Source organism: Massilia sp. UYP34 (assembly GCF_056279385.1).
This window is the reverse complement of the sequence record NZ_JBWBRF010000002.1, coordinates 263,207-276,769: the sequence shown is the minus strand read 5'-3', so window position 1 is coordinate 276,769 and position 13,563 is coordinate 263,207. Positions and strand designations below refer to the sequence as shown.

The 13,563-nt window shown below is 69.3% G+C and carries 10 protein-coding genes; 2 read left to right on the top strand and 8 right to left on the bottom strand.

Features of this window, described 5'->3' with window-relative positions; genetic code table 11:
- A complete protein-coding gene (locus ACZ9AQ_RS04645; RefSeq protein WP_429202435.1) occupies window positions 1-1,782 on the bottom strand; it encodes a methyl-accepting chemotaxis protein in 1,782 nt (593 codons plus the stop codon).
- Window positions 1,783-2,057: 275 nt separating this feature from the next.
- On the opposite strand from ACZ9AQ_RS04645, the gene ACZ9AQ_RS04640 reads away from it, so the two are divergent.
- Both ACZ9AQ_RS04640 and ACZ9AQ_RS04635 read left to right on the top strand, forming a co-directional pair.
- A complete protein-coding gene (locus tag ACZ9AQ_RS04640; protein WP_429202437.1) occupies window positions 2,058-2,711 on the top strand; it encodes a hypothetical protein in 654 nt (217 codons plus the stop codon).
- 39 nt (window positions 2,712-2,750) lie between these two features.
- Window positions 2,751-3,716 (top strand): DUF3108 domain-containing protein, encoded by a 966-nt coding sequence (locus ACZ9AQ_RS04635; protein ID WP_429202438.1) that lies wholly within the window; start codon window positions 2,751-2,753, stop codon window positions 3,714-3,716.
- Window positions 3,717-3,729: 13 nt separating this feature from the next.
- Here the strand turns inward: ACZ9AQ_RS04635 and ACZ9AQ_RS04630 are convergent, their stop codons facing one another.
- The 7 genes from ACZ9AQ_RS04630 to ACZ9AQ_RS04600 all read right to left on the bottom strand — a co-directional run bounded on the left by ACZ9AQ_RS04630 (window position 3,730) and on the right by ACZ9AQ_RS04600 (window position 13,437).
- Window positions 3,730-5,382 (bottom strand): peptide chain release factor 3, encoded by a 1,653-nt coding sequence (locus ACZ9AQ_RS04630; protein WP_429202440.1) that lies wholly within the window; start codon window positions 5,380-5,382, stop codon window positions 3,730-3,732.
- Between the two features lie 112 nt (window positions 5,383-5,494).
- A complete protein-coding gene (locus tag ACZ9AQ_RS04625) occupies window positions 5,495-10,159 on the bottom strand; it encodes a pilus assembly protein (RefSeq protein ID WP_429202442.1) in 4,665 nt (1,554 codons plus the stop codon).
- Window positions 10,160-10,180: 21 nt separating this feature from the next.
- Entirely contained in the window at window positions 10,181-10,777 is a 597-nt protein-coding gene (locus ACZ9AQ_RS04620) for a pilus assembly PilX family protein (protein WP_429202444.1), read from the bottom strand.
- Complete coding sequence (locus tag ACZ9AQ_RS04615; RefSeq protein WP_429202446.1) at window positions 10,774-11,958, bottom strand: PilW family protein; 1,185 nt, start codon at window positions 11,956-11,958, stop codon at window positions 10,774-10,776. Before ACZ9AQ_RS04615 ends, ACZ9AQ_RS04620 begins: the two co-directional genes overlap by 4 nt.
- Window positions 11,955-12,392, bottom strand: a complete 438-nt coding sequence (locus ACZ9AQ_RS04610) for a type IV pilus modification PilV family protein (RefSeq protein ID WP_429202448.1) — start codon at window positions 12,390-12,392, stop codon at window positions 11,955-11,957. Before ACZ9AQ_RS04610 ends, ACZ9AQ_RS04615 begins: the two co-directional genes overlap by 4 nt.
- Window positions 12,392-13,018, bottom strand: coding sequence for a pilus assembly FimT family protein (locus ACZ9AQ_RS04605; protein WP_429202450.1), 627 nt, complete (start codon window positions 13,016-13,018; stop codon window positions 12,392-12,394). Before ACZ9AQ_RS04605 ends, ACZ9AQ_RS04610 begins: the two co-directional genes overlap by 1 nt.
- Window positions 13,006-13,437: a type IV pilin protein gene (locus ACZ9AQ_RS04600; RefSeq protein ID WP_429202452.1), complete on the bottom strand. Its 432-nt coding sequence runs from the start codon at window positions 13,435-13,437 to the stop codon at window positions 13,006-13,008. The genes ACZ9AQ_RS04605 and ACZ9AQ_RS04600 overlap by 13 nt, the downstream gene beginning before the upstream one ends.
- Window positions 13,438-13,563: the final 126 nt, after the last annotated feature.

Sequence of the window (13,563 nt, the reverse complement as noted above, 5' to 3'; positions counted from 1 at the left end):
TCACTTGCGGCTCGAGGCGAGCCGCAAGTGCGACGCCTGGTGGCGGCGCCGTTCCCTGGCGCCCCCGCGGCGCTCGCGCGCCGGTTCCCCGGGCGCCGACCAGGCCCCGCCGCCGTCCTTGCTCCCCGCGCCCTCCACCTGCGGCGGCGGCGCCTGCGCGCCCTCTTCTTCCAGCCTGAACCCCGCCACCGTGCGCGACAGCGCCAGCGCCTGCATCTGCAGGGTGCGCGCCGCGCTCGCCGCTTCTTCCACCAGCGTACAGTTCTGGCGCGTCACCTGGTCCATCCGCACGATCGCCTGGCCCACGTCGGCCAGGTGCGAGGCCTGGCCCTCTCCCGCCGCGCCGATGCGCCCGGCGAGGTCTTCCACTTCGCGCACCGTGCCCGCGATGCGCTCCATATTGCTGCCGGCATGCTGGGCCCAGGCCGCGCCGCCATCGATCTCGGCCAGCGACTGCGCCGCCACACTCCGGATTTCGCGGCTGGCGGCGACCACCCGGCGCGCCAGCGCCCGCACCTCGCCGGCCATCGCGGCCATCGCCGGCGATGGCTCGCCGGCGTCCACGTCGTCGTCCACGCTGGCAGCCATATGTGCGCGCGCCGCGCCCAGCGCCGCGTTCAGGGCCAGCGTGCCGGCCTCGCTCGCCGCCAGGTCCAGCCCATCGACGATCTCGACCACCCGCTGCGCGCCGCGGCGGCTGCCGGCGAGCGTCGCCACCAGCCGTTCGACCACGTCGCTGCCTTCGTGCGCCGCCGCGCCGGCGCCCGCGGCCAGGCGGTTGGCGGCGCGCGCCTGGTCGGCGCCCAGCTTGACGTCGGCCGCCAGTTCGCGCAGCGCGCCTTCGGTATGGGCCAGTGCGCTGGCGCGGAACACGGCGCGGCTGCCCAGGCTCAGGCTGCCGAGCTTGATGTCGCGCGAGGCGGCGCCGATCAGGCGCGCCGATTCCAGGATCGAGCGCAGGGTGCCGTTCAGGTTGCGGATGCTGGCGTCCAGCTGGCGCGAGGTGTCGGCGATCTCGTCGCCGCCGTAATCGTGGCCCTCGCCCCGCCGCACGGTCAGGTCGCCGCTGGCCAGGCTGCTCGCGGCCAGCCCGATGCCGCGGATCTCGTCGAGCAGGATGCGGCGCACGGCGAACGTGATCGCCAGCGACAGCGCGATCGCCAGCAGCACAACGGCCGGCATCAGCATCGAGATCATGCGAAAGTCGGCCTCGGCGCTGGCGGAGGCTTCGCGCGACAGCGCTTCTTCGAGCGCGCCCAGGGCGGCCAGGCGCTGCGCCACCAGCGCGAACGCGCTCTCGGCCTTTTGCATGGCATTGGCGCCGATCGAGCCGTCCAGCGGCGCCAGCTCGATCACCTCGCGCACCGCCGCAGCGTAGCGCCGCTGCGCGGCGGCGGCCTGCTCCACGTGGCGGTCTTCGGCTTCGGTCAGGGTCGCCTTGCCCAGTGCCTCCAGGCCGGCCGCGATGCGCCGGTGCTGGGCCAGGATGTCCTGGCGCAGCGGCTCGGTGCGCGCCAGCGGGAAGCTGCCGCCCATCCAGCTCAGCAGGCGATAGATATCGGCGTGCGCCTTCTGCGACTGCGCCGCCAGGCTGCTGGCGGCGCGCATGCTGGCCGCGCGCTGGCCGACGATCGATTCGAGCGAATCGTTCTGGCGCACCATCGCGTAATAGGCGACCCACGACAGCAGGAGCAGCAGGATCAGGACGGCGCCGGGCGCGAGCAGCAGCTTGGGGCCGATCTTCAGGCGGCACAACGGCCGGGACAGCAGGCGGGACAGCATGGTCAGCCCCCGCGAGCGGTGGACGGCTGCGGTGGGCGGCGCGGCGGTGTCATGTTCATGGCGTTCTCTCGCAACATTTCTGGAATGCACTCCACAATGTACGCCGTCCGTCAACGCATTCGCTTGTTCCGACGCAAGCCCGGTCCGGCCGCGCACGTATGAGCGAGCCCATGTATGCTTACCGGTAACAACTGCTTACCAACCCATGCGTGGCGCATGAGTGCAGCGCCTCTGGTCGCGCTATGCTCGCACCATCCCCCGATCGAGGAAATCCCATGCAAGCACGCGCCCTCCTGTCGACGCCCGGATGGCTTGCCGTCGCCACGATGGCGATGGCGCCGGCATATGCGCAACTGGCGGCGCCGGCCGCCGCGCCGGTGGAGCTGGCCGACGCCCGCGCACGCAGCGTGTTCTCGGCCCCACGCGACCCGGGCTTTCAGACTTTTCCGCGCGTGTACGGGGGCAATGTGAACGCCAACCCCAACGACCGCCTGTTCGGCGGCCTGTTCAAGACCGATCCCAGGCTGCTGATGGGCGTCTCGGTGACGCCGGCGCTGGCCTTCGAGGCCGGCTACGTCAACCTGCTCGACCAGGGCTTTCGCCCGGTAAACGAACGCGATCCCGAAGACACGACCGGCGCGATCGGCCTGCGCGGCTTCAATCTGCACGCGGCCGTCAAGGTGACGCAGCCGCTCGGCGACGGCCTGTCGGCGTACAGCAAGGTCGGGGTAGCCCACAGCGAGAACCGCCGGGGCGTGCGCAGGGGCGTCGATACGGGCCTGTACACCGGCGTCGGTGCGCAGTACAAGATCAGCGAACGGGCCACGTTCGACGGCTCTTTCGAGAATCACGGCCATGCGGCCAGGCGCTTCGAGAACGCGACCAACTCCAGCAGCAGGGTGCGGGCCAATCTGAACGTCGGCTTCTGAGCTCGCTTTCCGGGACGGGCGCGCGCTACACTAGCGCCCATGAGATTTCCCGCTTTCCTCGCGCGCTACCGGCTGTTGCTGGGCGTTGGCCTGGTATCGCTGCTGCTGCACCTGGCCGCCCTTGCCTGGCTCGAATTGGCCGTCCAGCGTGCGCCGGGCGTGCACGAGCCTGCTCCAGTGACGCTGCGGCTCGCGCCCGGCCCGCAGTCCGAGTCGCAGCCCGAGTCGCAGCCTGGTCTACAGCCCGATTCACAGTCCGCCCTGGCAAGCGCGCCCGAGCCGGATGCCAGGCCCGAGACCGCCACGCCTGCGCTGCCCCCGCTCGCGCCGCTCCAGCCGGGCGGGCAAGGCGAGGTGCTGCCGGGCGCGATGCCGGGCCAGTTCCGGGTCTCGCCGGCGCCGCCGGCACGCCTCGGCTACCGCGTGAGCGGCGGGGGCGCGGCGCGCCTGGAGTGGCGCACCGACGGCAGCAGCTACCGGATCGCGCTCGACGGCATCCTGGGCGCGCTGGACAGCGAGGGCGGCCTGGACGACGGCGGGCTGGCGCCGCTGCGCGCCAGCGAGCCGGCAGGTCCGGGCCGGGCGAGTACCGAATTCGATCGCGCGAACGGGGTGATCGTCTCGCACCTCGGCGCGCGCCGCGACCAGCTGGCGGGCGGCGCCCAGGACCGCGCCTCGCTGCTGCTGCAGCTCTCGGGCATGGGACGCGCCAATCCGGACCAGCTGCGCGGCGTGCTGGCGTTCTGGATCGGCGCCGCCGGCGGGGCGCGCGAGGAACGCTACGAGGCGATGGGGATGGAGCCGGTCGACACCGGGATCGGCGTTCTAAAAGCGCTGCGTTTGGCGCAGCTGGCGCCCGAGGGGGCGCCGCGGCTGGAAATATGGCTGGCGCCGGGCCAGGCCTGGCTGCCGGTGCAGCTGCGCCTGACGCTGCCCGACGGCGCGGTGCGCACCCAGACCCTGGACGCCGCCGAGATCGGGATGGACAGCGCGGCCGGGCCTTGATGCAGGGGCCGCGTCAGGCCAGCTTGGCGGCGTGCTCGCGGGTCGCGTGGAAGACCAGCTTTGGCCAGCGCTCCTGGGTCAGGCGCAGGTTGACGCCCGAGGTGGCCAGGAAGGCCATGTTGCCGGCGGCGTCGTAGGCGACCTGGTGGCCGAGCTGGTTTTCGAAGTCGCTGAGGGATTTCTTGTCGTCGCTCGAAATCCAGCGCGCGCTGCTGATGCTGCTGCTTTCGAACACCGCGTCCACGCCATACTCGTTGAGCAGGCGGCTGGCCACGACCTCGAACTGCAGCACGCCGACCGCGCCCAGGATCAGGTCGGCGCCCAGCACCGGCTTGAACACCTGTACCGCGCCCTCTTCGCCCAGCTGCTGCAAGCCCTTGTGCAGCTGCTTGACCTTCAGCGGGTTACGGATGCGCACCGTGCGGAACAGGTCCGGCGCGAAGTACGGGATGCCGGTGAATGTCAGCAGCTCGCCTTCCGAGAAGCTGTCGCCGATCTGCATGTTGCCGTGGTTCGGCAGGCCGATGATGTCGCCGGCGTACGCCTCTTCGACCTGCTCGCGGCTCGAGGCCATGAAGGTCACCACCGACGACAGCTTCACTTCGCGCCCCAGGCGCAGGTGCTTGACCTTCATGCCCTTCTCGAAGCGTCCCGAGCACACGCGCAGGAAGGCGATGCGGTCGCGGTGGGCCGGGTCCATATTGGCCTGGATCTTGAACACGAAACCCGAGAACTTCGGTTCGACCGGCGCGACCGCGCGCACGGTGGCGTCGCGCTCGCGCGGCGCCGGGGCCCAGTCGACCAGCGCCGACAGGATTTCGCGCACGCCGAAGTTGTTGATCGCCGAGCCGAAGAACACCGGGGTCTGCACGCCCGACAGGAAACGCTCGAGGTCGAACACGTGCGAGGCGCCGTGCACCAGCTCCACTTCCATCTTCAGCTGCTCGATTTCGAGCGGGAACATCTCGGCCAGCTTCGGATTGTCGATGCCCTTGACGATCTCGAAGGCGCCGTCGGCCTTCTCTTCGCCGGCCTTGAACAGCATGATCTCGTCCTTCAGCAGGTGGTACACGCCGCGGAAGTTCTTGCCCATGCCGATCGGCCACGTCACCGGCGCGCACTCGATCTTGAGCACCGACTCGACCTCGTCCAGCAGCTCCAGCGGATCGCGGGTCTCGCGGTCCATCTTGTTCATGAAGGTGACGATCGGGGTGTCGCGCATGCGGCACACGTCGAGCAGCTTGATGGTCTGTTCCTCGACGCCCTTGGCGGCGTCGATCACCATCAGGGCCGAGTCGACAGCGGTCAGCACCCGATAGGTGTCTTCCGAGAAGTCCTGGTGGCCTGGGGTGTCGAGCAGGTTGATCACGTGCTCGCGGAACTCGAACTGCATCACCGAGGACGCGACCGAGATGCCGCGCTGCTTCTCGATGTCCATCCAGTCCGAGGTCGCGTGGCGGCCGCTCTTGCGGCCCTTGACGGTGCCGGCCAGCTGGATCGCGCCCGAGAACAGCAGCAGCTTCTCGGTCAGCGTCGTCTTGCCCGCATCGGGGTGGGAAATGATGCCGAAGGTGCGGCGGCGCGCGACTTCGCGCGCGATCGCGCCGGCCTGGCGGGGAGCGGCGACGTCGAGGTCGTCGCTGGAAATATCGGTGTCGTTGGCCATCAATCGAGCCCTGTTGTCGGGCCGCGGGCGACCCTGGTCGGAAAACCCTCGATTTTACCGTTTCCGGGGCGCGCCGTGTGAACTAAACGGCGCGCCCGGCGCTGTCTATTGCCTATTCGCGCACCCGGCGCCAGCCGGTGCGGCGCGCGTCCTGGGTCCTGGCCGGCGCCACCTCGGTGGTGATGGTATTGCCCTTGGCGGTGGTGGTGATCAGCTTGAGCGCGCCCGACGGCAGGCGCACGATGGTCGTGCCCACCGCCGCCGCGTCGCCCGACAGCAGCACGCCGGCGATGTCGTTCGAGACCGCCGCGCCGCTGCACACGTCCACGAAATACGCGTAGCTGATACCGCCCACGGCGCAGGCGGTCGAGGACTGCGGCAGGTTGGTCACCACGGTCAGGGTGCCGGCCACGATCTTCGGATCCAGGTTGACCCGCTCGCCGTCGTTCTCGTCGAAGTCGACGAACCAGCCGCGCTGGCGGCCCAGGTCGGCGATCGTCCCGCCGATCGTGAACTGGTTCGAGCGCGGCACGTCCGGCGCGGCGTCATCGTAGGGCCGGGTTTCGGTCAGGGTGCGCTCGGCATAGGTCGCGTCGTCGCGCCAGGCGGCGGCGTCGAACGCGGCGCCGTCGTCCTTGAGCACGTAGGCGCTTTGCACCCTGGTGTTCTGGATGTCCGGCAGGTCGAGCATGCGGCCGGTGCCGAAGGCCACCACGCGCTTGGTCGGCGAGGCGTCCGCGCCCTCCCCGGTCGAGCCGACCTGGCAGACGGCGACGTCGGGCCGGGTGGTGATCGGCTGGTCGGGGCCGGCATTGGCCATCAGGAGCCGCCCGACCTGCTCGCCGGTGAAGTCGAAGCGCCACATCTGGCCCTGGTTGTCGCCGCCGTAGACGTAGGTCACGAGCGGATCGGTGTTCGGGTTCGCCGTGATCGCCGTGATCTTCGCCAGGCCCGACGGCGTGGTGGCGTCGCCGCTGCCGGTGGTGAGCATGCCCTTGTCGAGCACGTCGCTGGCGCCCAGGTTGGCGATCGCCTGGCCGGTCGCGACGTCGATCACGAACAGGTAGCCCTTGCCGCTGCCCGACCCGATGTCGTCGGCGCCGGGAATATTGTTGTAACCCGAGGTCAGGAACACCACCCAGCGCTCTTCGCCGCCCACCCGGATGGTGCCGAATTGCGGATTGCCGAAGGTGAAGCCCATGTCGGGCTGGTGGTGCACGCCGCCGCACACCGCGCTGTCGGCGCAGATTTCCCACAAGGGCCGGGGATCGGCCGGATCGGTAACGTCCAGCGCATAGTAGCCGCGCCCGCCGGCATTCAGGCCGGCGACCAGCACCGAGCGCCATTCGCCATTGATCTTGACGTCGGCCAGCTCGGGCGAACCGTCGGTGCTGAACTGGTGGCTCGAGGCGTAGTTGACGCTGGCCTGCCGGTACAGCTTCTTCATCGTGATGCGCGGCATGTAGGCCCACAGCTCCGCGCCATGCTCGGCGTCGAAGGCGTGCAGCATGCCGTCGTTGGCGGCGATGAAGACGATCGGGTCGCGGCTCGCGTTGTCGCTGCGGAAGGCCGCGTAGTCGGCGCTGCCGTAGGCCTTGCGCGGTTCGCGCAGGTAGGCCGGCTTGGACGACGCCACGTCGCCCAGGATCTCCAGCTGGGCGCCGTTCGGACCCGTGTCTTCCGGCCCGGTGGTGGTGTAGGCGCGCAGCAGGACGTTGTCGGCATGCCGCTGCCGGCCGCGCAGCCAGCCGACGATGGTCCGGCCGTCGTCGACGACGGCGCGCTGGTCGGCCGACAGGCGCGCGCATTGCGGCAGCGCCGCGCACTTGTTCGAGAACCAGGCCTGGTCGGCGCCCAGCAGGTCGTAGGCGAAGTCGGTGCGCGCGCCGGTGGCCGGGTCGCGCCACCAGATGTTGCGGGTGTCGGAATCGGCCCCGACCTTCTGGCCGATGCTCCAGGACGTCTTCCATTCAACGTCCTTGCTGACCTCGCCTGTGACGATGTCGATCACGCGCTTGGAGAGGTTGCCCGTCCACTTCACGGTGGTAAAGGTGGCCGAGAAGATGTCGCGGTCTTCCTGGGCCACGTTGGGGGTCGAGGTGGCGGCCGCCGCGGCCGCGCCGGTGGCGACCTGGATGTCGTTCAATACCCGGTTCAGGCTGTCGACCACCTGCAGCGGATCCGAGGCCGGGAAGTATTTGCCGCCGCCGTTGATGGCGGCATGCCACAGGTCGTCCACCCGCGACTGCAGCGCGGTCGACAGGTCGGTGGTGCCGGTATTCGGATCGGGCCAGACGTAGGCGCCGTTGTTGTTCCACGGGCAGCCGGTCGCTACGCCGTTGATCAGGTTGTAGAAGTCGCCGCCGACCACGGGCTTGGTGTCGTAGTCCGGCTCGTAGGTCATGATGCCGTCCACGCCCAGGCCCAGGGCGTAGGTGCGCATGTGCAGGTGGTTGTTGCCGACGCCCGGCACCTGGCCGGTCTTCGACATGTCGTCGATGTCGGGACGCAGCGACACGGTGCCGGTGCTCGAGCCACCGTTGTACCAGTACAGCGCGACGTCGGCCAGCGACGGCAGCGTTTGTGGGCGGGTATCGAGGCAGCCCTTCTCGCGCGTGCAGAAGCGCGCCGGGTTGACGATGTGGTCGTTGTTGACGACGGTTTCCTGGTACACGGCAGGCGAATTGCGGGTCGCCGGCTCGACCAGCGTCTTGGGGCTGCTGCCGTTCCAGTAACCGTCGGTGGTGACGAAGGTAAAGTTCTGCTGACAGGCAAACTCCACCGTCTCCTCCCCGGCCGCCTGCTGGTAGGGCGCCTGGTTGGCGAACATCTTGCCGATCGCGTGCAGCGCCAGGCGGATCGGGGTGCCACCCGAACTGTTCATCGCGTACAGCGCGTTGTACCAGTCGATCCGGTTCTGGCCCGTGAACGGCTGCGGACGGCTCATGGCTTCCTCGCCGGCCGCATCCTGCAGGCCCACCAGGCCGACCTTGTAGGCTTCGCCCAGCGGCTGGAAGGCCAGGCCGACGGACGTCTTCATCATCTGGTTGCGCGTCTTGTAGTAGGCGTACCAGTTGGCGAAGTTGGTCATTTCCTCGTCGTAGGTGCAGGCCGCGCCCTGGCAATCGGTGCGCTGCGCCGATTTCGGGTAGGTGTCGCGCGCCGGCACGATGTCGGTGCGCACGAACACGCCGGTATCGAAGCCCGAGACCGAGGTCGGCGCGCCATCGCTCGTGGCCGGCGCGCTCCCCCAGGTCAGGCTGGCCGGATTGTCGACCCGGCTATAGCTCAGGTTGGCGCCGGTCATGCTCAGCGGCGCCACGATGCAGACCGTCGAGCTGGTGGCCGCCGCGCAATGCGGCGTCACGTTGTTCGGTCCGACATAGGCCTTGATCGTGCCGCCGGTGCCGATGTCGGCGGCGATCTGCGCAGCGACTTGCGCCGCCGTGTAGTTCTGGCCGAGGCGCAGCGAATCGATCAGCGTGGTATTGCCCAGCTTGAGGCCAACCAGGCGGCTGCGGCCGCTGGTGGTGCTGCTGTTGGCGGCGCGCCCGCCGACCTGCAGCAGCGCGGTGGCGGCGGTGCCGGAATCGACGACGATCTCGTCGCCGGTGCGTTCGCCCTCCTTCACCACGGTGCAGTCGTTCTTGTTGGTGACGCCGGCGGCGCAGCTGATCGGGATCACGGCCAGCATGTCGCTTGAATCCAGCGTGATGCCGAAGTCGGCGCAGGCGCGCACCACGCCGCTGGCCGTGGGTACGCAGGCGGTGAAGGGGCGCGCCAGTCCGGTCTTGTTGACGATCGAGGCCGCCAGCGCGGTGGCCAGCGCGGTGCGCTTGGCGGCGGTATTGGTGCCGCTCGCGGCCGCTGCCACGTCCCTGGTGACGGTCTGCGTGCCCGATACCCCGACCGAGCGCACGGCCGTGATCGAGACCGCGCTGGCGGCGCCCGAGTCGTTGATCGTGATGGTCGAGTACCAGTTGGCCGACCGGTTCGGGTCGCCATAGCGCGGGTACTTGTAGTTGCCGACGTACTTGGCCTGGCAATTGGTCAGCGCCGTGCTGTTGCACCAGCGGACCGGGGCCGCCACCGGATACCCCTGCGGGGCCGGGGCATTGACCGCCGTGCTCACGCAATTCTTCAGGCTGGCGTCGGTGCAGTATTCGGCGACGTTGATCGTGTAGTAGTAGGGGTTGCCGCCGACCTGCTCGGCGCTGTTGTAGCTCAGGCTCGGATAGGCGTAGCCGCCGATGTTGCGGCGGCACTCGCCGCTGCTGCTGCACCACTGCAGGTCCGGATAGCCGGTCAGCAGATTGGTCGTGGTCTCGCTGGCATTGCGCATGTTGCGCCGGTCGATGCCGAAGCCGTCGGTGGTCACGGTCGTCCAGCCGTCGGTCGCGCCGGAGGTCTGGCTCGGATACGAGGTCTGGTCCGCCCTGACCGGCGGATGGTAGCGCACCTTCGGGTCGTAGTACTGGCGGTTGAACTGCGGCGCCGCATACGGCGGATCGCCGATCACGCAGCCGCGCGGGGTGCGCGCCGCGAGCGTCGTACTGGCGCGGCAGGTGGTGTTGTCGTCGACGTAGTCCGGCGTATGGTTCCAGGCCATCGAGCCGGAATCGTCATACAGCAGCATCAGGTTCGGCTTGACGGTGCCGCTGCCGGTGATGCTCATCAGGGGCAGCGAGGCCAGGCCGGTCGGGCCGGCCCAGGCCGGCGCCGGCGCCAGCGTCATGGCCAGCGCCATGGCGAGCAGGGTGAGGAGGGAGAAGTTCATGCGCATTCCATTCGTGGGGCGTCAGGCGCCGATCAGGACAGCCATCTGGTTGATCACGTTGCCGCCGCGCGCGCCGTCGACGCGGGCCGTGATCACGTAGTGAATCTGGGGCGAACTGGCGTAGGCCGGCGCGTCGGACGCCAGGCTCTCGCCGATCGCGACCCGGTTGCCGATCCGGACCGTATTGGCCGAGGTCAGCACGCATTGCTGCATTGCGCCGCTGAAGCCGCCCGGCTTGCTGCACATGCGGTGGATGACATAGCGGATCCGGGTGCCGTCCGGATCCTCGACCACGACGCTGTTTGCCCAGAATTTTTCGTTGTTCGGCGTCCAGGTCGTATCCAGGATGGCCTGGTAGCCGTTGGCCGCGTCATCCTGGTTGAGGCTGGCCTTGTCGGCCGACGCGGTGTCGCTCAGCCACTGGAAGCCCGTGTGCAGGCCGAAGTCGACCGCCCGGCTCAGGGTGGCGTCGTAGGCCAGGTTCGCGGCCGCCAGGGTGGCCGAGTTGCTGGAACGAAGCAGGTAGATGCTGGTCACCAGCATCACCAGCATCATGATCAGCATGACGGGCAAGGCGACGCCTTCCTGGCTGCCGGTTCGTGTCGGTGGATGGTTCATGCGGTGGGCCTCCAGCCGGCGTTACGCAGCGGGACGATGGTCTCAAAAGTACGGTAGCGGTAGCAGCGCCAGTCGACCGGGTCGTCCGCGACTTGCACGTCGAGCTCGATCTCCACCGGATCGACGCCCTGCGGCTGCGCGCTGCCGAACACCTTGATCGGGTCGGGCTGCGCCGTGCACACGCCGTCCGCGCCGGGCCGCTCGGGCGTCCGTGCACGCGCCACGACGGCGATGCGCAGGGCAGCGATGCGCTGGTAGTCGCCCGGCCCGCCGGTCACGCCATCCAGGTCGGCGTCGATCATCGCGCCCGACCATTCGCCCACCTGCATGCCCAGCTCCGGATCGAAGCCGGCGGCGTCGCGCGTGTCGAAGCCGTACTGCGCCTTGAGCGAGACGATGTTGTCGGCCACCGCGTGCGCGGCGCCGCCGTCGGCGCCGAGGTTGGTGGCGCGCAGGCGCAGCACCCCGTCCCGCACCAGCCAGGTATGGAACGACAGGTTCTCCTCGGGTCCGAGGTTGAAGATGCGGCTCGCGCTGCCGTCGAAATTACGCCCCAGGGCGCCGGTGTTGTAGCGGTAGCGCACGTCGCCGATCGAGATCGTCGGCGCGGCGCCCTCCTCCGTCAGCGCCGTGACCTGGGCCAGCGCGCAGCGTCCTTCGCCATTCTCGGGCGCGACCACGATCACGTCGCCGACCGTGAAGCCGTACAACAGGCGGTCGACCACCAGCTGGTTGCCGCCGATGTAGTTGGTTTGCAGGCGCGTGGTGCCGGTGCCGCCCGGCGCGCTGCCGGCGTACAGGGTCAGCTGGTCCGGCTTGCCGTCCGCGCCCGGCACGATCACGGCCGGCGCCAGCGGCGTTATCTCGGCGCCGGCGCGGCTGGCGGACGCCAGCACATAATCGCTGTTGTCGTTGAACAGGGTGTCGCAGCCGTTCAGGATCGGATCATTCAGCCCATAGCCGGCCTGCTCGGCGTCGCCGCTGATCGAGAACATCGCCATCATCCCGTTCTGCATCGAATCCGAGCCGCCCAGCGCGCCGCGCTTGGTGGTTTCGGAATCGGTCATCATGCGGGTGGCGAACAGCACCGCCAGCAGGCCGATGACGATGCTCACCATCAGCTCGACCAGCGAAAAGCCGGCCATCCGGCCCGCCTGATGCAGGCGCATGGCGGAACTCATGCCGACCTCGCCAGGTAGGTGACCACGCGATGCGTGTTCTGCTGCGCCTCTTCGCTGCGGCGCCAGCCGATGACGATCACGATGGCGGTGCGCTCGGTGTCCGCCGCCGGCGTGACCGTGACCTCGACCGCCGCATTCGGCAGGTGGCCGGACAGCGCGGCGTGCCAGGTCTCGAGGCGCGCGCCCGGCTGCGCATCGCTGGCCAGCGCATACTCGTCCAGGTGATCGAGATCGGTGCTCATCACGCCGATCAACTCGTTGGCCGCGATGGTCGCCTCGGCGCGCATCGCCGCCTCGGACAGGGCGGCCTGGGAATTGACCTGCAACGCCAGGGTGCCGACCAGGCCGATCCCCAGCAGCAGCACGGCGATCAGGGCTTCGAGCAGCGCGACGCCGCGCTGGGCCTGGCGTAGCGGCGAAAAGCGCGGGCGCATCAGGGGCACCTGCGCGAATCGGCGTTGCCCACGTCGGGACGGCAGGTCACGACGGCGCCGGCCAGCGTCAGCACCACGGCGCCCGGCGTGAACGCGCGCTCGGCGTCGGCGCTGCCAGGACCGAGGTCGAGCCGCATCAGCGCCGGCTTGCCGCCGTCGACCCAGCCCAGCTCGGTGAAATAGACCGAGCGCGCCTCGGCGTCGGGCGCCACGGTCAGGGCCGTGGTGCGCGGCAGCGCGGCGGCGCTGCGAAATACCGAACGGGTCGCGACGTTGCCGTCTTGCGGACCCGGCGCCGGGTCGTCCACGGTCGACCAGCGTTCGCTGTCGGCGGCGCAACCGTCGTCCGGCATGGGGAAGCAGACGTCGACCTGCCAGTCCAGCTGGCCGCTGCCCGCGTTCTCGGTGAAGACCAGGCGGCTGCGGCTGTTGTTGGCCAGCGCCTGGTTGCGCGCGGTCCGGAAACCTTCCGCGTAGAACTCGGCCGCGCCGGTAGCCGTCGTGCCGCCCAGCCAGCCGCGCATGCCGGGGACGCCGACCGCCAGCAGGATGCCGAGGATCGCCAGGACCACGAATGCCTCGATCGCCGTGAAGCCGCCCTGGTCGGATCGCCTTACTGGGAGCATGTGCCCTCCTTGCGGTCGACCCAGCAGTCATCGCTCCCGAGCCAGCCGTCCGGCACCCCGGTGGTGGCCCGCAGGCCCGCCTGGTCGATGGTATAGACGAAACCGGCGGCGGCGTTCTTGCCGGTGGCGACCAGGGTGTAGGCCGAGACGGTGGCGTCTTCCAGGGTGTAGTCGAAATTCTGGCCGGACTCCGGCATGAGGCTGGCGCCTGGCTTGTCGAAATCCTCGTACTTGCGATGGTTGGTCCAGTACTGCTCCAGCTTGTTCTGGGTGGACGCCAGCGTGCCATGCGCCTCGACCAGGCGCGCGCGCATGACGTAGCTATTATAGGAAGGCACGGCAATCGCGCTGAGGATGCCGACGATCGCGACCACGATCATCAGCTCGACGAGCGTAAAGCCGGATTGGCGCTGCTGCATGGAATTCTCCTCGAAGGCGGGCGGATTCCGCCGATAATGTTGCCATGAGGAATGATATCCCAGGAACCTGTCATTTCCCTGAGGAAAAGCTGACAAAGTCCTGACAGCGACGCAAATACGACGCCG